The following is a 17570-nucleotide window of genomic DNA, read 5'->3' as shown; positions in this document are numbered from 1 at the left end:
GCGTTGCCCTTTCCGGGCAACGCGGACCGCGTCATTACTTCTGGGTGACCTTCTTGGCCGCACCCTTCTTGGCCGGAGCCTTCTTGACCGCAGCCTTCTTAGCCGGGGCCTTCTTGGCCGCCTTCTTGGCCGGGGCCTTCTTCTTGGGCAGCTCGATGCCGACCAGCTTGGCGGCACGCTCGCCGACCGCGCGGGTCTGCGACGCAACGGTGCCCAGGGCCTCCTGGGTCAACTCGACCGCCTGGTCGACGCTTTCCCGGGCACGCGCCGACGCGTCCTCGAAGGTCTGCTGGCTGCGCAGCCGCTCCAGGGCGGCCTCGCCGCGCTCGACCAGCTCGTTGTACCGATCGGTCGCCGCCTCGACATAGCCTTCCGCGGCGCTGCGCAACTCGTCAGCGGTGAACCGCTCGCGCAGCTCGCGAAGCTGCTCGCGCAGTTGCTCGGGCAGCTCCTCCCGCCGCTTGGTCAGACGGGCGCGGCGCTCCTCGACCCGGCTGCGGGTGTCGGTGCGGGTCTCTTCGGCGCGGTCACGCAGCTCGAGGAGCAGGTCGTTGACCGTGGCCAGGGCCAGGTCGGCGGCACCCAGCGCAGCAAGCAAAGGGGCCTTCAGGTCGTCAATGGTCGGGTTGTCGGCCATCGTGTTTCCTTTCGTGGTTTTCGTTATGTATCAATCGGTTGGCATTGCTCAATCACGAGCTAGGCGGTTGTGGAGGGTCTACGCAGGTGCAGTCTCCTCACGGTCAGCTTCGTTCTGCTGGACGAAGGACGTGTAGATGTCCAGCAGGACCTGTTTCTGCCGCTCGGTGATCGCCGTGTCGGTGATGATGGCGTCGCGGACTTCGCTGGGATCGCTCGGCTCGAGAATCCCGGCCTGCACGTAGAGAACCTCGGCGGAGACCCGCAGCGCCTTGGCGATCTGGTTGAGCACACCAGCGGACGGTATACGCAATCCGCGCTCGATCTGGCTGAGGTACGGATTGCTGACACCGGCTTTTTCCGCCAACTGTCGCACCGACACTTGCGCCGCTTCGCGCTGCGCCCTGATGAAGCTGCCGATGTCGGACGCAGCGGTAGACACCACAGCGGCAAGCTTTTCTTCCTGCGGCATGGCTGCTCCCTTGAGTCCTTATGTCGGATTGGTCGGTGCGGACGTGCCCCACAGTAAAACCTAGTGCTAACTTTTGCAAGCACTAGTTAGCAGTGCTCAGAACAGCAACTGGGCTAGTCCGTAGATGGCCAGCCCGGCCAGCGAGCCCACGACGGTGCCGTTGATCCGGATAAATTGCAGGTCACGGCCGACGTGCAGTTCAATGCGCCGGCTGGCCTCATCGGCGTCCCAGCGCTCGATGGTGTCGGTAATAATCGCAGTGATCTCGACCCCATACTGGGCGACCAAGTGCTCAGCGGCCCGCACGATCCAGCTGTCCACCTTGTCCCGCAGGTCGGCGTCGTCGCGCAGCGATTCGCCGATCTGCACCACCGCGTCGGTGATGCGGGTGCGCAAGGCGCTGGACGGGTCGTCCACACCCTCGAGCACCAGGCGTTTCAGCGTCTTCCAGGCCGTCGCGGCAGCGTTGGTGACCTCCTCGCGGGCCATCAACTGCTCTTTGACCGCCTCAGCCCGTGCGATCGTCGCCTCGTCATGCTGCAGGTCGTCGGCGAACTCGAACAGGAAGCGGGTGGCCGACCGGCGCAGTTCGTGATCCGGGTTGCGGCGCACCTTGTCGGTGAAGTCCATCAGCTCGCGATGGATACGGTCGCCGACGAGGTGGTCGATGAATCTCGGCGACCAGCTCGGCGAATCGCGCTCGACTACCCGCTGGATGACCTCTCCGGCGTTCAGCGACCACTGAAATGCGCGGTCGGCCAACAACTGGATCAGCGCCTCCTGCCGATGCTCGGCTAGCAGCGTTGCCAACACCCGGCCCACCGGCGGCCCCCACTGCGGCTCGGCGATGCGCCGCACAATCATCCGGTCGATGATGGTCTGGACGTCGTCGTCGCGCAGCAGTTCCACCATGACCCGCAGCACGGTCGCGCTCTCGGCGGCCACTCGCTGGGCATGCGACGTGTCCGACAGCCACTTGCCCAGCCGGCTCGGGATCTCTGCGTCACGAAGCTTGGTCTCCACGACCTGCGGCGAAAGGAAGTTTTCCCGCACGAAGGTGCCCAGGCCCTCGCCCAACTGGTCCTTCTTGCGTTTGATGATCGCGGTGTGCGGGATCGGGATCCCGAGCGGGTGCTTGAACAGCGCCGTCACCGCGAACCAGTCCGCTAACGCGCCGACCATGCCCGCTTCCCCGGCGGCCCCGACATAGCCCACCCAGGTGGCGGCGACGCCGGCCGACTGCGCCCATCGGCAGCCCAGGAACACCGCGGTGGCGCCAACCAGAAAACTCAGCGCCACCACTTTCATTCGTCGCAGCGCCCGACGTCGCTCGGCGTCGGCCTGCGGGTCGGCCCCGGCGAACGACTCGGCGAAGGAGGAGGGTTTGCGGGGCTCCGGCGAGGGCAGCGTTGCCAGATCCGTCCGCGCCGGCCGCGGGCCTCGCGAATCGGCCCGGTGCTTGGGTCCCGGATTGGGTCTGTCGTTCAGTCCCAGTGCCACCACACCATCATCCGCTATCCGCGCTGCAGTTCGGCGACGATGCGGGCCGGGTACGGCCCGAGAAGGGCCGAACAATGGGATAGGGCGGTGGCAATGCGCGCCCGGCGGGGCACCATCCGCCTCTGCAGAAAGCCGGACGAACAGGTGCGGTAACTGTTACCGCTTCGACGACCAAGCTCCGTCGTAGGAGGTGCGAGCCGAGAAAGCCGCGTCGATAACCCGTACTATGACATGAGTCAAGTAAGTTGATAGGAATCGGCGATAGTGGCAAAGCAGGTCCCCGCGGGGACGGTAAAAACCGATGGCCGCAAGCGACGTTGGCACCAGCACAAGGTGGACCGCCGCAATGAGCTGATCGACGGGACAATCGACGCGATCCGGCGCCGCGGTCGCTTCGTGAGCATGGACGAGATTGCCAGCGAAATCGGCGTCTCCAAGACGGTGCTCTACCGCTATTTCGTCGACAAGAACGACCTGACGACCGCGGTGATGATGCGGTTCGCGCAGATCACCCTGATCCCGAACATGACCGCAGCGCTGTCGTCGAAAATGGACGGCTTCGAGCTGACCCGCGAGATCATCCGGGTGTACGTGCACACCGTTGCAAACCAACCGGAGCCGTACCGGTTCGTGATGGCCAACAGTTCGGCTAGCAAGAGCAAGGTGATCGCGGACTCCGAGCGGATCATCGCCCGCATGCTCGCGGTGGTGTTGCGCCGCCGCATGAAAGCGGCCGGGATGGACGTCGGCGGGGTGGAGCCGTGGGCGTACCACACCGTCGGCGGCGTCCAACTGGCCACCCACTCGTGGCTGCTGGAACCTCGGATGAGTTCCGACGAGCTGATCGACTATCTGACCATGCTGAGTTGGAGCGCGCTGTGCGGGATCGTCGAGGTCGCCGGCTCGCTGGAGAAGTTCCGCGGCCAACCACACCCGTCGCCGATCGTGCCGCCGCTAGGTTCCTGAACATGACTCGCGCCGGCGACGATGCAGAGCGAAGCGATGAGGAGGAGCGGCGCCATGACTGAAGCGACGGTCCGCTCCCGGCTCAGCTCCTGGGGCTATGCCCTGCGTACGACCAACCCGCCACCGGACGGGCCGGTCGACTTCGTCACCCGCTGGATCGTCGTCACCCGCGCCGCGGTGTTGCCGATGACCCTGTTCGCCGGCCTGGTCGCAGCGCTGCTGGCGGTCGGCCGGCCCGGATTCGATTGGCGCTGGCTCGTTCTCGCAATCGCCGGAATCCTGTTGGCGCACATCGTCAATAACTTGATGAACGACCTGTTCGACACCCAGACCGGCCTGGACAGCTCCAGTTACCCGCGTGCCCTTTACGCGCCGCACCCAGTCCTCTCGGGTCTGGTCAGCCGCCGCACCCTGCTCACCGCGATCGCCGTGGTGAACCTGGCCGACCTGGTGATCCTGATCGTGCTGACGTGGGCACGCGGCTGGCCCGTGCTGGCCTTCGCGTTGTCGGGTTTTGTGCTCAGCGTTGCTTACACAGCGCCGCCGGTACGACTCAAGAAGCGTGGCCTCGGTGAGCCCGATGTACTGGTGGTCTGGGGTCCGCTGATGGTGTGCGGAACGTACTACTCAGCGGTGGGCAGCGTCGGCTGGGATGTGCTGCTGGCGTCGCTACCGTACGGCCTGCTGTGCACAACAGTGTTGATGGGCAAGCACATTGACAAAATCCCATACGACCAGCCGCTTGGCATCCGCACGTTGCCGGTGATCTTCGGGGAAGCGCGTGCCCGCGCGGTGACGCTCGGAATGATGGTCGGGTTTTATCTGCTGGTTGTGGCGGCGGTGCTGGCCAAAGCGATGCCGTGGCCGGCGCTGCTTGTCGTGGCGGCGCTGCCGCGACTTGTCAAGGTGTGGCCGTATTTCCGCCGTCCGCCACCCGACGAGCCGCCGGCCAACTTCCCGGTATGGCCACTGTGGTACGCCGCGCTGGCCTGGGTGCACGTGCGCCAAGCGGGGGCATTGCTGGTGGTGGGCCTGGCGATCGGCGCGCTGCTGCCGGCCGATTTACTCGGCTAGCTGTTCGCCTTCTCGCACGTGTATTGGCAGACGTCGGTGTAGCCCTGGGACGAGCTCGGCCCGCTATCCCTTCACCAGGGTGAACTGTCCCACCTCAGAGACGTTCCGCTGGAAGAAATCAGAACATCCGGTCAGATAACGCATGTAGCGGTCGTAGACCTCAGTGGAGGTCACCGCGATGGCGTCGTCGCGGGCGGCTTCCAGCCTCTCCGACCAGGTATCGAGTGTCCGGACGTAGTCGGCGGTCATCTTCTGCAGTTCTTCGACCGAAAACCCCGCGTTGGTTGAGTATTCGATCACGTCCTCGTCGCACGGCACTGCGCCGCCGGGAAAAATCTCCGCGGCGATGAACCGCATAAACCGGAGATCGGCCATGGTAATCGGGATGCCCATCTCGGGCCAACGCTTGAGCGGATGACCCATGATCGTCTGCAGGACCATCCGACCGTCGCTTGGCATGACGCGGTGGCACGTATCGAAGAAGGCCTTATAGCGCGATTTGGGGAAGGCCTCGAATGCTTCGATGCTGACAATGCGGTCGACGGGCTCGTCGAACTCCTCCCAGCCCCGCAGCAGCATTCGCCGGGAGCGGCCGGTGTCAATCTGATCCAGCAGCTGTTGCCCCAGAGCGCACTGGTTCTTGCTCAAGGTCAGCCCCACGACGTTGACGTCGTATCGTTCGACAGCGCGCTTCATCACCGAGCCCCAGCCGCAGCCGACGTCGAGCAGCGTCATTCCGGGCTGCAGGCCAAGCTTGCCGAGGGCGAGGTCGATCTTGGCGATCTGGGCTTCTTCCAGCGTCATGTCATCGCGTTCGTAGAACGCACAGCTGTACGTCCGCGTCGGATCCTGGAATAGCCCGAAGAAATCATTGGAGAGGTCGTAATGGGCTTGAACGTCCTCGTAGGCCGGCCGCAATTTCGGCGAGCCACCCGACCCGCTATCCGTCATCTGAGATTGACCTTTCAAGGTGGATCGTGTTCAGGTCGTTAGGTTCTGCTGTCGCGCACGACATGTATAACCTACTTTTTCACGATCCGGGAACCCGGACACCTTATCGCAGGTGAATCGGCGCAGGGTCGGCGTCAATATCTTCCGAAGGCCAAGGCGACGTTGTGGCCGCCGAAACCGAACGAATTGTTGATCGCGTACCGGTAGTCGCCAGTGCGCGGCTCATCGGCCACCACATCCAGATCGATCTGCGGATCAAGATTGCGCAGGTTCAACGTCGGCGGGATGATGCCGTCCCATAGGGCCAGCACCGTCAGAATCGACTCCACTGCGCCGACTGCGCCAATCGAATGGCCCAGCGCCGCCTTCGGCGCGTAGACCGCCGGTCGGTGGGCGCCCAACGCATTGTTAATTGCCTTCGCCTCGGCCAGGTCGCCGACGGCGGTGCCGGTCGCGTGCGCGTCGACGTGATCGATGTCGCGCGGAGTCAGCCCAGCAAGCTGGATCGCCCGCGTGATCGCGTGGCCGGCGCGTTCACCACTGGGATCGGGGGCCACGATGTGGTGGCCGTCTGAGGTGATGCCGGCGCCCATCAGTCGACCGAAAATGTTGGTGCCGCGGGCTTTTGCGTGGTCCTCGATCTCGATGACCATCAGCGCACCGGCTTCGGCGAACACCAAGCCGTCGCGGTCCCTATCGAACGGGCGGCACGCGCCGGCCGGATCGTCATTGTTCATCGACAGCAACTGCAGCTGAGCGAACGCAGCGATCGGGACGGCCTCGATCCTGGTCTCGACGCCGCCGCAGATCGCGATGTCGGCCTCACCGAGCACGAGTTCGCGCCACGCCTGGGCGATGGCCTCGCTCCCAGAGGCACAAGCAGACACCGGCGTGGCGATCCCAGCCTTAGCGCCACGTTCCAGCCCGACAGCTGCGGCCGCCGCGTTGGGCATGGCTTTCTGCACGCCCAACGGGCCAATAGCTCTGATACCGCGTTCACGGATGTCGTCGTAGGCGTCGATCATTTCGTCAGTCGAGCCCATCCCGGTACCGATGGAAACCATCAACCGGTTGGTGTCGACCGCGGGCGAGCCGGCGTTGGCCCAAACTCGCCGGCCGACCACGGTCGACATCTTCTGCAGACGCAGGAACCGGCGCAGTTCGATTCGCGTCAGCTCGTGGTCGAAATCCTCGAGCAGATGTCCACCGATTCGAACCGGTAGGTCGAACTCCTCGATGAATGGATCATCGAGCTTGCGGATCCCGCTCTGTCCGTCCAGCAGCTTCTTCCAGGTGCTGTCAGCGTCGGTAGCCAGGGCAGTCGTCATTGCGATGCCGGTGACGACCACATCGGGGAGACCATTTCCGGTCGACAGCTGCGCCATAGCGTTACTTCCACCAATCCGGTACCCCCGCAGCTACGAATAAAATCGTAGATCCGGCGGCGGCTGGCCGTCGGAAACTGGACACGGCTATAACATGGGCGTCGGCAGTGATTGTCGCGTACTGACGAGGGGTATAGGTTCGGCCATGACGACGCGCGGAAGTGAACACGCTGGTGAGACGGCTCTGAAGCCAGATGTCGGCAACATCAAGTCGCACTATGACCGCTCGAACGAATTCTTCAAGCTGTGGCTCGATCCGTCGATGACCTACAGTTGCGCGTACTTCGAGCGCGACGACATGACGTTGGAAGAGGCGCAGCGGGCAAAGCGCGATCTGGCGCTGGACAAGCTAGGGCTGAAGCCCGGCATGACGCTGCTCGACATCGGTTGTGGCTGGGGCTCCACCATGCGGCACGCGATCGAAAAGTATGACGTCAATGTGATCGGCTTGACGTTGAGCGAAAACCAGCTGGCTCACGACACGCAGAAGTTCGCCGAGATGGACAGTCCGCGGACCAAGGACGTTCGGCTGCAGGGCTGGGAAGAGTTCGACGAACCGGTGGACCGCATTGTTTCCCTGGGTGCGTTCGAGCATTTCGCCGACGGCATCGGCACCTATGAGCGCTACGCCGACTTTTTCAAGATGTGCTACAACGTCATGCCCGACGACGGCGTCATGCTGTTGCACTCCATCGTGGTGCCGACGGCCGAAGAGGGCAAAAAGATGGGGTTGACGACGACGATGTCGCTGGTGCGGTTCATCAGCTTCATCCGGAAAGAGATTTACCCCGGGGGTCGCTTACCGCAGATCGACATCGTCGATGACTACGCCACCGCCGCCGGTTTCCACATCACCCGTCATCACATGATCGGGCACAACTACGTGCGCACCCTGGATACGTGGGCCAAGGCACTGGAAGCGCATCGGGACGAGGCGATCGAGCTGAAAGGCGAAGACGTCTACAACACCTTCATGAAGTACCTGACCGGCTGTCGAGAACTGTTCCGCGACGGCTACACCGACGTGTGCCAGTTCACCATGGAGAAATCGCCCGCCTGAACGGCGTCGGCGACGCAGGGCGGTGCCCGCCTACTTGGTAACGGTGAACTGGCCTACATTGCAGATACCCCTGCGGAAAAAGTCCGCGCAACCGGTCAAATACCGCATGTAGCGGTGGTAGACCTCTTCGGACTGGACGACGATGGCGCGTTCGCGGTTGTCCCGCAGATTAGCTGCCCACATGTCCAACGTCCGTGCATAATGCGGGCGCAGCAATTGGACCTTCTCGACAGCGAAGTCGGCGGTCTGCGACAACTCGATAATGTCTTCGACAGCGGGCAGCTGGCCACCGGGAAAGATTTCGGTTCCGATGAACCTCATGAACTTCAGATCGCTAATGGTTACCGCGATTCCGTTGTCGCGGAAGTACTTTGGCGTGTGCGCCAATATCGTGTGCAGCAACATCCGGCCGCCATTGGGAAGGATGTCGTAGGACCGCTCGAAGAAGGCTCGATACCGCTCTGCCTTGAACGCTTCGAACGCACCGATGGACACGATCCGATCAACCTTCTCGTCGAACTCTTCCCAGCCCTGCAGCCGCACCTCGACATTGCGCTTCGTCGGGATCTTCGCCAACCTGGCCGTGCTGTATTCGGACTGGTTGCGGCTGAGGGTGATTCCGATCACATTGACGTCGTATTTCTCGACCGCCCGGGCCAGCGCCCCGCCCCACCCGCAACCGATGTCGAGCAGCGTCATCCCTGGCTCGAGGTTCAACTTGCCCAGCGCCAGATCGAATTTGGCTGTCTGTGCCTCTTCGAGGCTCAAGTCGTCATGCTCAAAATACGCGCACGTATAACCCATCGTAGGGTCCAAAAAGAGGGCAAAAAACTCGTCGGAAACATCGTAAATCGACTGCGACTCTTCGTAAAACGGCCTCAACTTAGACATTTCGCGACAGTACCTTACGCTCGAACTTGGCAATCAACCTCGGCGCCGGACACGAGTCGGCCGGACGCTAGTGGAACCTTAGTAGGAGTAGAAGCCCTTGCCGGATTTCTTCCCCAGCAAGCCCGCCTCGACCATACGCAGCAAAAGGGGCGGAGCACCGTATTGCGGGTCTTTGAACTCTTGAAACATCTTGTCCGCGATCAGGTTCAAGGTGTCGAGGCCGATGAGATCGGACAACCGCAGCGGTCCCATCGGATGCGACAGTCCGGCAACCACCGCCTTGTCGACATCCTCGACGGTGGCAAAGCCGGCCTCGACCATCCGGATCGCCGAAAGCAGGTAGGGCACCAACAACGCGTTGACCACGAAGCCGGATCGGTCCGAGCACCGCACAACCTGCTTCTTCAGCACTGCGCTGGCGAATTCCTCGGTGCGGGCGGCCGCGGCCTCGTCGGTGAGCAGTGTGCTGACCAACTCCACCAGTGGCAGCACCGGAACGGGGTTGAAGAAATGCAAACCCAGGACTCGGCCCGGATTGGCGGTGGCGGCAGCCACCTTCATGATCGGAATGCTCGACGTGTTGGATGCCAGGACAGCATCCGGGTCGGTGATCACGCGATCCAGCTCGGCGAAGATGGCGGTTTTGACGTCCTCGTCCTCGACCACGGCCTCGATGACCAGCTGCCGATCGGCCAGCCCGGAAAGATCGGTGGTGAATTTCAGCTTGGCGACCGCAGCGTCGCGCTCGCGCTCGGTGATCTTCCCCGCGCTGACACCGCGCTCGACCGACTTGACGATCCGATTGCGCCCAGCCGTGGTTAAGGCCTCGGTCGGCTCGTAGACCAGCACGTCAACCCCGGCGCGCGCCGACACTTCGGCGATGCCGGCGCCCATTTGGCCGGCCCCGATGACTCCCACAAGTTCGATTGACACATTTCTCCTTACGGCTCCGCGGCCCATGCCCGGCTGACAGCAACAGGCCCCGCCCAACATCGCCGGGCAGGGCCTGCGCTGTCAACTTCTCCTCACTGCGCCCAACGTGAACTCACGGCGAAAAATCGGCCGAAAAGTCGCCACAGTTTCACGCTCGGCGCCAGAGGGTCAGTGGAACTGACCCTCTTCGGTCGATCCAGCCAGAGCGGTCGTCGAGGAGGTCGGGTCCACCGTGGTGGCGATGCGGTCGAAGTAACCGGCACCGACCTCGCGCTGGTGCTTGGTCGCGGTGTAACCGCGCTCCTCGGCGGCGAACTCGCGCTCCTGCAGCTCGACGTAGGCGCTCATCTGGTTGCGGGCGTAGACGTAAGCCAGGTCGAACATCGAGTAGTTCAGCGCGTGGAAGCCGGCCAGCGTGATGAACTGGAACTTGAATCCCATTGCACCAAGCTCTTTTTGGAACCTTGCGATGGTCGAGTCGTCGAGGTGCTTGCGCCAGTTGAACGACGGCGAGCAGTTGTAGGCCAGCAACTGGTCCGGGAACTCGCTCTTGACGCCCTCGGCGAACTTGCGGGCCAGCTCCAGGTCCGGCGTGCCGGTCTCCATCCAGATCAGGTCGGAGTACGGCGCGTAGGCCTTGGCCCGAGCGATGCACGGCTCCAGGCCGTTCTTCACCCGGTAGAAGCCCTCGGCGGTGCGCTCACCGGTGATGAACGGGCGGTCGCGCTCGTCGACGTCGGAGGTGATCAGGGTGGCCGCCTCGGCGTCGGTGCGGGCGATGACAACCGTCGGCACGCCGGCAACGTCGGCGGCCAGGCGGGCGGAGGTCAGCGTGCGGATGTGCTGCTGGGTGGGGATCAGCACCTTGCCACCGAGGTGGCCACATTTCTTCTCCGAAGCCAGCTGGTCTTCCCAGTGCGAGCCGGCGACACCGGCGGCGATCATGGCCTTCTGCAGTTCGTAGACGTTCAGCGCGCCACCGAAGCCGGCCTCACCGTCGGCGACGATCGGGGCGAGCCAGTTCTCGACGGACGTGTCGCCCTCGACCGTGGCGATCTCGTCGGCGCGCAGCAGTGCGTTGTTGATGCGGCGCACCACCTGCGGCACCGAGTTGGCCGGGTACAGGCTCTGGTCGGGATAAGTGTGGCCGGAAAGGTTCGCGTCGCCCGCGACCTGCCAACCCGACAGGTAGATGGCCTTCAGGCCGGCGCGGACCTGCTGCACCGCCATGTTTCCGGTCAGGGCGCCCAGCGCGTTGACGAACTCCAGGTCGTGCAGCTGGTTCCACAGCACCTCTGCGCCGCGGCGGGCCAGGGTGTGCTCCTCGACCACGCTGCCCTGCAGTGCGACGACGTCGGCAGCTTTGTAAGTACGGGTGATGTCCTTCCAGCGCGGGTTCGTGTCCCAGTCGTGCTGGATCTGTTCGGCGTTCTTCGGCGTGCCAACGCTAGACATTTGCGCTGCTCCTCAAGGTTCTAAAGGTTGGTGACTCCGAGGGCCCGAATTTCCAGGCTTGTTAAGACCCTCGGCATCTTTGCTGATCTGCTAAGTCGAAGATGGCACAGGTTAGCTTCGCAGGTCCACCCATTTCAGTTGCCAATTCTGGTTAGGGCTTCGCACCTTTTTGCAAAGCTTGCGAAGGTTGGTGCTAACTGAAACGGTTCAGTTGCTACCAGCCAGTAACTTAAATTCGCAGGTCAGGGCGAGCGTTTGCATGACGGCCGTACGGTTAAAGCGCGAAGATCGACGCGACCGCTTTCGTCTCGTCACCGACGGCATATGTGAGCGTTCTAACAGTGCGATCAGCCAGGTCAGCGCCGAATCGGTCGGTCGATCCGGGTGGATGCACGTGCGAGATGATCTCCAGCTTGTCGCCCAGCGCCGCCGCGGCGTCGTGCTCGATGGTCACCCGCAGCGGCGCTTTGAGCAGTTCCGGGCAGGACGCGAGGTAGTCCTCGACCACACTCCAGTACACGGAGTTGTTCATGTGGTCGAAAAAGTCGATGTCAGTGAACCGAACCGGAAACTCGTGGATCTCCGCAGCGTCGTCGCGACTGCCCGCCTTCAGATAGGCCTTCCACCGCAGCCGATCGATATCAGTGGTTTTCCGCAGGCCCCCGAGGAAGTCGTCGGCGATCCGTGCCGGCGTCTGGGTGTCGCGGTTGAAGTTGATCCAAAAGCCCTCGGACTCGATGAGGCCGCGCCCGCGCTTCCCATCTATGCGGACCCGCATCTCACACCAGCGGTTCGATGTTCCCGAACACCACCGGCGCATCCGCAGCATGTCGCCGAACTCGATCGGACGGATCAGGTCGATCATCGTCCGGCGGACGATCCAGAGCGGATGGGTTTCCTCAAAGCCCATCTCGCGCAACTGATCCTGGCCAATGTCCACAATATGGCGGGCGGCGGCATCGAAGCGTAGCCGCCCGCCGCGGTCGATGTCGGCGACGCGCAGCGGCCACTCACGATCGAAGACGTCAGGATGACCATCCGGGACCGGCATCATCACTTTGTCCAGGGTCACGGTTTCACTCCCCGCTGCTGCTCATGCTGGCCCGATCCGTCGCGTTGCTAGACGGCCTAGCTTAGGCTCCCCCCAAGAGAGAATCATGCCAAACGACCTCGCCGCGGGGCCAATCCAGAACGTGCTGCCAACTCTGCAAACCGCGTCTTAGCAACGCAGGTAGGCTGACCGGGTGTCCAAGACGTTCGTCGGCTCACGGGTTCGGCAGCTGCGAAACGAGCGCGGCTTCAGCCAGGCCGCGCTGGCACAGATGCTGGATATCTCGCCGAGCTATCTCAACCAGATCGAGCACGACGTCCGGCCCCTGACGGTGGCCGTGCTACTGCGGATCACCGAAGTCTTCGGGGTGGACGCCACCTTCTTCGCCTCGCAGGACGACACCCGGCTGGTCGCCGAACTGCGCGAAGTGACCATGGACCGCGATCTGGACATTGATGTCGACCTGCCCGAAGTCGCCGAGATCGTCAACGGGCATCCGGGGTTTGCGCGGGCCATGGTCAACCTGCATCGCCGCTACCGGATCACCACCGCTCAGCTGGCCGCCGCCACCGAGGAGCGGTTCTCCGACGGCAGCGGCAGCGGGTCGATCACCATGCCGCATGAAGAGGTGCGCGACTACTTCTACCAGCGCCAGAACTATCTGCACGAGCTGGACACCGCAGCCGAAGACCTGACCACCCGGATGCGGATGCACCACGGCGATCTGGCCGGCGAGTTGTCCCGGCGGCTTACCGAGGTGCACGGCGTGCACATCAACAAGCGCATCGACCTCGGCGACACCGTGCTGCACCGTTATGACCCGGGATCCAAGACGCTGGAGATCAGCAACCACCTTTCGGTGGGCCAACAGGTGTTCAAGCTGGCCGCCGAGCTGGCGTATCTGGAGTTCGGCGATCTCATCGACGGCATGGTCACCGAAGGCAAGTTCACCAGCGACGAGTCGCGCACGCTGGCCCGGCTCGGGCTGGCGAACTACTTCGCCGCGGCCGCCGTTCTGCCGTACCGGCAGTTCCACGACGTCGCGGAGAACTTCCGTCACGACATCGAGCGGCTCTCGGCGTTCTACTCGGTGAGCTACGAGACCATCGGACACCGGCTGTCCACCCTGCAGCGGCCGTCGATGCGGGGCGTCCCGTTTTCATTCATCCGGGTCGACCGCGCCGGGAACATGTCAAAACGCCAGTCGGCCACCGGTTTTCACTTCTCCTCCAGCGGCGGCACCTGCCCGCTGTGGAACGTCTATGAGACCTTCGCCAACCCGGGCAAGATCCTGGTGCAGATCGCCCAGATGCCCGACGGCCGCAATTACATGTGGGTGGCCCGCACCGTCGAGCGGCGCGCATCACGGTATGGTCAGCCCGGTAAAACCTTCGCGATCGGGCTGGGCTGCGAACTCCGGCACGCCCATCGGCTCGTCTACTCGGAAGGACTCGACTTGTCCGGGGACATCGCAACACCGATCGGCGCGGGCTGCCGGGTCTGCGAACGCGATAACTGCCCACAACGGGCGTTCCCCGCTCTGGGCCGCGCACTCGACCTCGACGAGCACCGCAGCACGGTCTCGCCCTACCTGGTGAAGCAAGCATGACCGGCACTCAAGTCGGTCGTATCCCGTCGGGACGGTTCCGCGACTTGGGACTGATCAATTGGATCTTGGCGAAGTCCGCCGCCCGCACGGTCGGCGCACCGCAGATGCACCTGTTCACCACGCTGGGGCAGCACAAGCGACTGTTCTTGGCGATGACGCCGTATGCTGCCTTGCTGCTGCGGGGCCGGTTGCCACAGGCCGACACCGAGTTGGTGATCCTGCGGGTCGCGCATCTGCGCGGTTCCGAATACGAGCTGCAGCATCACCGGAAGATGGGACGCCGCCGCGGCCTGAATGACGAGACGCAGGCCATGATCTTCGCCTGGCAGAACCCGGCGCAAGACTTCAGCGGGCTGACGCCTCGGCAGCGGGCGCTGTTGAGCGCCACCGACGAGTTCATCAACAACCGCTCGATCAGCGCTGAGGTCTGGCAGCAGCTGGCCAGCCACCTCGATCGGCGTCAGCTCATCGAATTCTGCATGCTTGCAGGGCAATACGACGGACTGGCGGCCACCATGTCGGCGCTTGACATTCCGCTGGACAACCCTCGGTAGCGTTCTGTCATAGGTAGCAGCGGACCAGCACGGCTAACGACAGCACGACGGGAAGAACCGGCAGCGCAAAGGCGAACGACGCCAGCGGATAGCTTCGCCGCTGTCGCAGGCGCCGTCCCCATAACACCGCCCAGAGCGCGAATGCCGCCGAGAGTCCCAGCACGACCAGGCTCCACAGGCTCACCGTGGTGATGGCGTCGCCGATCGAAATCGCCACCAGCCACAGAACGTAGCCGGCGAGCGCTCCGCCGATGACGGTCCAAATCGATTCGGTACGCATCGGCGTCAGAAGTTGATCATGTGCCCGGTCAGCCCGTGGAAGCACTCTTGCAGCGCCTCTGACATCGTCGGGTGGGTGTGGACGTTGCGGGCCAACTCGTATGCGGTCAGATCCCACTTCTGCGCCAGCGTCAGCTCCGGCAGCAACTCGGAGACGTCGTGGCCAATCAGGTGCCCGCCGAGCAGCTCGCCGTGTTTGGCGTCGGCAATGAGTTTGACGAATCCACTGGGATCGCCGAGGCCGTGCGCCTTGGCGTTGGCGGTGAACGGGAACTTCGCGACCTCAACGTCATAACCCTCGTCGCGGGCCTGCTCCTCGGTGAGTCCGAAGCTGGCCACCTGCGGCTGGCAGAATGTGGCGCGCGGCAGCATGCGGTAGTCGCCGAGTGCCAAAGTCTCTGCGCCGGCGATGGTTTCGGCCGCAACCACACCCTGAGCCTCGGCAACGTGGGCCAGCTGCAGCAGCCCGGTGACGTCGCCGATGGCGTAAATGTGGTTGACGTTGGTCTGCATATAGTCGGCGATCCCGATGCCTTTGCGGTCGGTCAGCGCGACCCCGGCGTTGTCCAACCCATAGCCTTCGACGTTGGGCGCAAACCCGATGGCCTGCAACACCTTTTGCGCCTTGAGGTCCTCCGACTTGCCGTCCTTGCTGACCGTCACGGTGACGACGGACCCGTCGTCGGCGATCGATTCGACTCCTGTGCCGGTGAGGATCTTGACGCCGAGCTTTTTGAACTGCTTCTCGATCTCCTTGGACACCTCGGCGTCTTCGTTGGGCAGCGCGCGCGGCAAGAATTCGACGATGGTCACGTCGACGCCGTAGTTTTTCAGCACATAGCCGAATTCCATGCCGATGGCACCTGCGCCGGCGATCACAATCGATTCCGGGAGTTCGCGGGAAAGGATCTGCTCTTCGTAGGTGACGACATTCGCCGACAGCGACGTGCCGGGAACGAGCCGCGTGCTGCTGCCGGTGGCGATGATCGCGTTGTCGAAGGTGACCGTTTCGGTACCGCCCTCGTTGAGTTCGACCGACAGCGTGTGGGGGTCGGTGAACCTGCCGTAACCGTGGATCTCGGTGATCTTGTTCTTCTTCATCAGGAAGTGCACACCGGCGACCCGGCCCTCGGCCACCTTGCGGCTTCGGTCGTAAGCGACGCCGTAGTCGAACGTCGCCTCACCGTTGATACCAAAGGTCTTGGCTTCTTGGGCAAAGATGTGGGCGAGTTCGGCGTTGCGCAGCAAGGCTTTCGACGGGATGCAGCCGACGTTGAGACAGACTCCGCCCCAGTATTTGGATTCGACGACGGCCGTGTTCAATCCCAGCTGTGCGGCGCGGATAGCCGCGACGTATCCGCCGGGCCCGGCTCCGAGGACGACAACGTCATAGTTGGTCACGGCCACTACCCTAATGCCGCGGGCCCAGCGTCAGGTGCCCAGCCAGCTTTCGATGTTGTCGTCGTAATCGGCGGCGACCCGCAGGCTGCGGCCCGGCCCCCGGGTGAGCCATCTTCGGGCGAGGAACTCACTGGTGATCGCGGCGGGCAGCGCTCCGGCCAGGTGGAACCGGCGATCGGTCCAGTCGACGCAGCAGCGGGCGAATACCCGCCGGCTGGTCCGCAGCGACGCCAAGCCGATGCCCAACTGGTCGAGCAAGTACTGCCCGCGGTCGGTGAGCTCGTGATCCCGGTCGTCGAGGCGGCGGATGGCCGAAACGTCCAGCAGACGGTCGCGCAGCTGCACGCCGCGGCGTCCGGCCAGATGGTCATAACACGTCCGTGCCTCGGTCAGCGCGACGGCGGCGCGATGGGCACGCAGCGAACGCACCGGGGCCGGCGGAGCGATGTGGGCGATGGCCTCCAGCACCGCGGCGACCTCAGGATTAACGATCTCGTGGTATCGATGCCGGCCCTGGACTCTGACCCGGATCAATCCGCCCTCGACCAGGCGGCGCAGGTGCGCGGAGGCGGTGGCGGGATGAACGTGAGCCCGCCGGGCCAGCTCCCCGGCCGGTAGCGCCCGCCCGCCGGCCAGGGCCGCGAGCATCGTCGCCCGCGCGGGATCTTCGATCAAGTCAGCGATTGAGGCGAGGTGACGATCGGCCGGCAGGTAGGAGGCCGAGGTTCCGCTCACCCCGCCAGCCTCGCATAGCCGCCGCGGGCGGGCTCAGTACGGGATGATGCCCATCAGGCACTGACCGTGGCTGTGGTCACAGTAGAACGCGCCGTAGACCGGGGCCGCGGCGACGACGGATGCGAACACCGCCGACAGCATCGCGATCGCCAACGCCGACACCAACGGCCGGTCGGACACCATCGCAAGCATCAAACCCGCGACGATGCACACGACGACGTAGACCAAAACCACGAAGACAACGGCGGTCTTGTGTTTGGAGTTGTCCTGGGTCCACCAGTAGAACAGGCCGGCACCTATCGCTGCCGCCGGAGCCCATACCGCCAAGAGCATCAGAAAAAGCTGCCACCACTTGAGGTAGTGGTACCGGCCGGGCACTGTGACGGGCGGTGCCGGCGCGTGCAGCGGCCCGGACCGCGGCACGTCGTCCGTCGCAGCCTGTTCCGCCGGGTCAGGGGTGCTCGCCGGCTCATCCGCTATCTCCGTCGCCGACGTGTCCGCGCGCCGATGCCACCATCGGCGGCGTCGAGCCTTCGGTTCCGGCTCGATGAACGCCGGTTCGGCTTTGGGGTGCGCGCCGGTGTCGAAGGTCGGCGTGTACGGCTCGGTCTTCGGCAG

The 17570-nt window shown here is 63.9% G+C and carries 18 protein-coding genes; 5 read left to right on the top strand and 13 right to left on the bottom strand.

From position 1 onward, the window contains the following. Nucleotides 1-34: 34 nt before the first annotated feature. The 3 genes from WAN71_RS01675 to WAN71_RS01665 form a co-directional block, all read right to left on the bottom strand. Nucleotides 35-637, bottom strand: coding sequence for a heparin-binding hemagglutinin (locus WAN71_RS01675; protein WP_422223664.1), 603 nt, complete (start codon nt 635-637; stop codon nt 35-37). 78 nt (nt 638-715) lie between these two features. Further along, complete coding sequence (locus WAN71_RS01670; RefSeq protein WP_422223663.1) at nt 716-1108, bottom strand: helix-turn-helix domain-containing protein; 393 nt, start codon at nt 1106-1108, stop codon at nt 716-718. Nucleotides 1109-1204: 96 nt separating this feature from the next. Then, entirely contained in the window at nt 1205-2524 is a 1320-nt protein-coding gene (locus WAN71_RS01665; protein ID WP_422223665.1) for a DUF445 domain-containing protein, read from the bottom strand. 348 nt (nt 2525-2872) lie between these two features. On the opposite strand from WAN71_RS01665, the gene WAN71_RS01660 reads away from it, so the two are divergent. Both WAN71_RS01660 and WAN71_RS01655 read left to right on the top strand, forming a co-directional pair. Continuing rightward, nucleotides 2873-3574 carry a TetR/AcrR family transcriptional regulator gene (locus WAN71_RS01660; protein ID WP_422223662.1) on the top strand — a complete coding sequence of 234 codons (702 nt, stop codon included), beginning with the start codon at nt 2873-2875 and terminating at the stop codon, nt 3572-3574. 54 nt (nt 3575-3628) lie between these two features. Then, entirely contained in the window at nt 3629-4648 is a 1020-nt protein-coding gene (locus WAN71_RS01655; RefSeq protein WP_422223661.1) for a prenyltransferase, read from the top strand. 63 nt (nt 4649-4711) lie between these two features. Here the strand turns inward: WAN71_RS01655 and WAN71_RS01650 are convergent, their stop codons facing one another. Both WAN71_RS01650 and kasB read right to left on the bottom strand, forming a co-directional pair. Beyond that, entirely contained in the window at nt 4712-5599 is an 888-nt protein-coding gene (locus tag WAN71_RS01650) for a cyclopropane mycolic acid synthase family methyltransferase (protein WP_422223660.1), read from the bottom strand. A 134-nt stretch (nt 5600-5733) separates the two neighbouring features. Next, nucleotides 5734-6984: a 3-oxoacyl-ACP synthase KasB gene (gene kasB / locus WAN71_RS01645; RefSeq protein ID WP_422223659.1), complete on the bottom strand. Its 1251-nt coding sequence runs from the start codon at nt 6982-6984 to the stop codon at nt 5734-5736. Nucleotides 6985-7129: 145 nt separating this feature from the next. Here kasB and WAN71_RS01640 point away from each other — a divergent pair, with 145 nt between their 5' ends. After that, nucleotides 7130-8044: a cyclopropane mycolic acid synthase family methyltransferase gene (locus tag WAN71_RS01640; RefSeq protein WP_422223658.1), complete on the top strand. Its 915-nt coding sequence runs from the start codon at nt 7130-7132 to the stop codon at nt 8042-8044. Nucleotides 8045-8074: 30 nt separating this feature from the next. Here the strand turns inward: WAN71_RS01640 and WAN71_RS01635 are convergent, their stop codons facing one another. From WAN71_RS01635 to WAN71_RS01620, 4 genes are all read right to left on the bottom strand, one after another. Then, nucleotides 8075-8935 carry a cyclopropane mycolic acid synthase family methyltransferase gene (locus WAN71_RS01635; protein ID WP_422223657.1) on the bottom strand — a complete coding sequence of 287 codons (861 nt, stop codon included), beginning with the start codon at nt 8933-8935 and terminating at the stop codon, nt 8075-8077. A 78-nt stretch (nt 8936-9013) separates the two neighbouring features. After that, a complete protein-coding gene (locus tag WAN71_RS01630) occupies nt 9014-9895 on the bottom strand; it encodes a 3-hydroxybutyryl-CoA dehydrogenase (RefSeq protein WP_422223656.1) in 882 nt (293 codons plus the stop codon). Between the two features lie 141 nt (nt 9896-10036). Then, nucleotides 10037-11323, bottom strand: a complete 1287-nt coding sequence (aceA, locus tag WAN71_RS01625; protein ID WP_422223655.1) for an isocitrate lyase — start codon at nt 11321-11323, stop codon at nt 10037-10039. Nucleotides 11324-11597: 274 nt separating this feature from the next. After that, nucleotides 11598-12395 carry an acyl-ACP thioesterase domain-containing protein gene (locus tag WAN71_RS01620; RefSeq protein ID WP_422223654.1) on the bottom strand — a complete coding sequence of 266 codons (798 nt, stop codon included), beginning with the start codon at nt 12393-12395 and terminating at the stop codon, nt 11598-11600. A 172-nt stretch (nt 12396-12567) separates the two neighbouring features. Here WAN71_RS01620 and ramB point away from each other — a divergent pair, with 172 nt between their 5' ends. Both ramB and WAN71_RS01610 read left to right on the top strand, forming a co-directional pair. Beyond that, nucleotides 12568-13983: an acetate metabolism transcriptional regulator RamB gene (ramB, locus tag WAN71_RS01615; RefSeq protein ID WP_422223653.1), complete on the top strand. Its 1416-nt coding sequence runs from the start codon at nt 12568-12570 to the stop codon at nt 13981-13983. Further along, nucleotides 13980-14537, top strand: a complete 558-nt coding sequence (locus tag WAN71_RS01610; protein WP_422223652.1) for a carboxymuconolactone decarboxylase family protein — start codon at nt 13980-13982, stop codon at nt 14535-14537. The genes ramB and WAN71_RS01610 overlap by 4 nt, the downstream gene beginning before the upstream one ends. Before the next feature lie 7 nt (nt 14538-14544). Here the strand turns inward: WAN71_RS01610 and WAN71_RS01605 are convergent, their stop codons facing one another. Genes WAN71_RS01605 through WAN71_RS01590 form a run of 4 tightly spaced genes read right to left on the bottom strand, consistent with a single transcriptional unit; the run spans nt 14545 to nt 17570 of the window. After that, on the bottom strand, nt 14545-14817 hold the full coding sequence (locus tag WAN71_RS01605; protein WP_422223651.1) for a hypothetical protein: 273 nt from the start codon (nt 14815-14817) through the stop codon (nt 14545-14547). Nucleotides 14818-14822: 5 nt separating this feature from the next. Beyond that, nucleotides 14823-16217 carry a dihydrolipoyl dehydrogenase gene (gene lpdA, locus WAN71_RS01600; protein ID WP_422223650.1) on the bottom strand — a complete coding sequence of 465 codons (1395 nt, stop codon included), beginning with the start codon at nt 16215-16217 and terminating at the stop codon, nt 14823-14825. Nucleotides 16218-16247: 30 nt separating this feature from the next. Further along, on the bottom strand, nt 16248-16952 hold the full coding sequence (locus WAN71_RS01595; protein WP_422223649.1) for an ArsR/SmtB family transcription factor: 705 nt from the start codon (nt 16950-16952) through the stop codon (nt 16248-16250). 33 nt (nt 16953-16985) lie between these two features. Beyond that, complete coding sequence (locus tag WAN71_RS01590; protein WP_422223648.1) at nt 16986-17570, bottom strand: hypothetical protein; 585 nt, start codon at nt 17568-17570, stop codon at nt 16986-16988.

Source organism: Mycobacterium sp. (assembly GCF_049280035.1).
GTDB lineage: Bacteria > Actinomycetota > Actinomycetes > Mycobacteriales > Mycobacteriaceae > Mycobacterium.
Note: the sequence above shows the minus strand (reverse complement) of the source record. Positions and strands in the feature narration are given on the sequence as shown.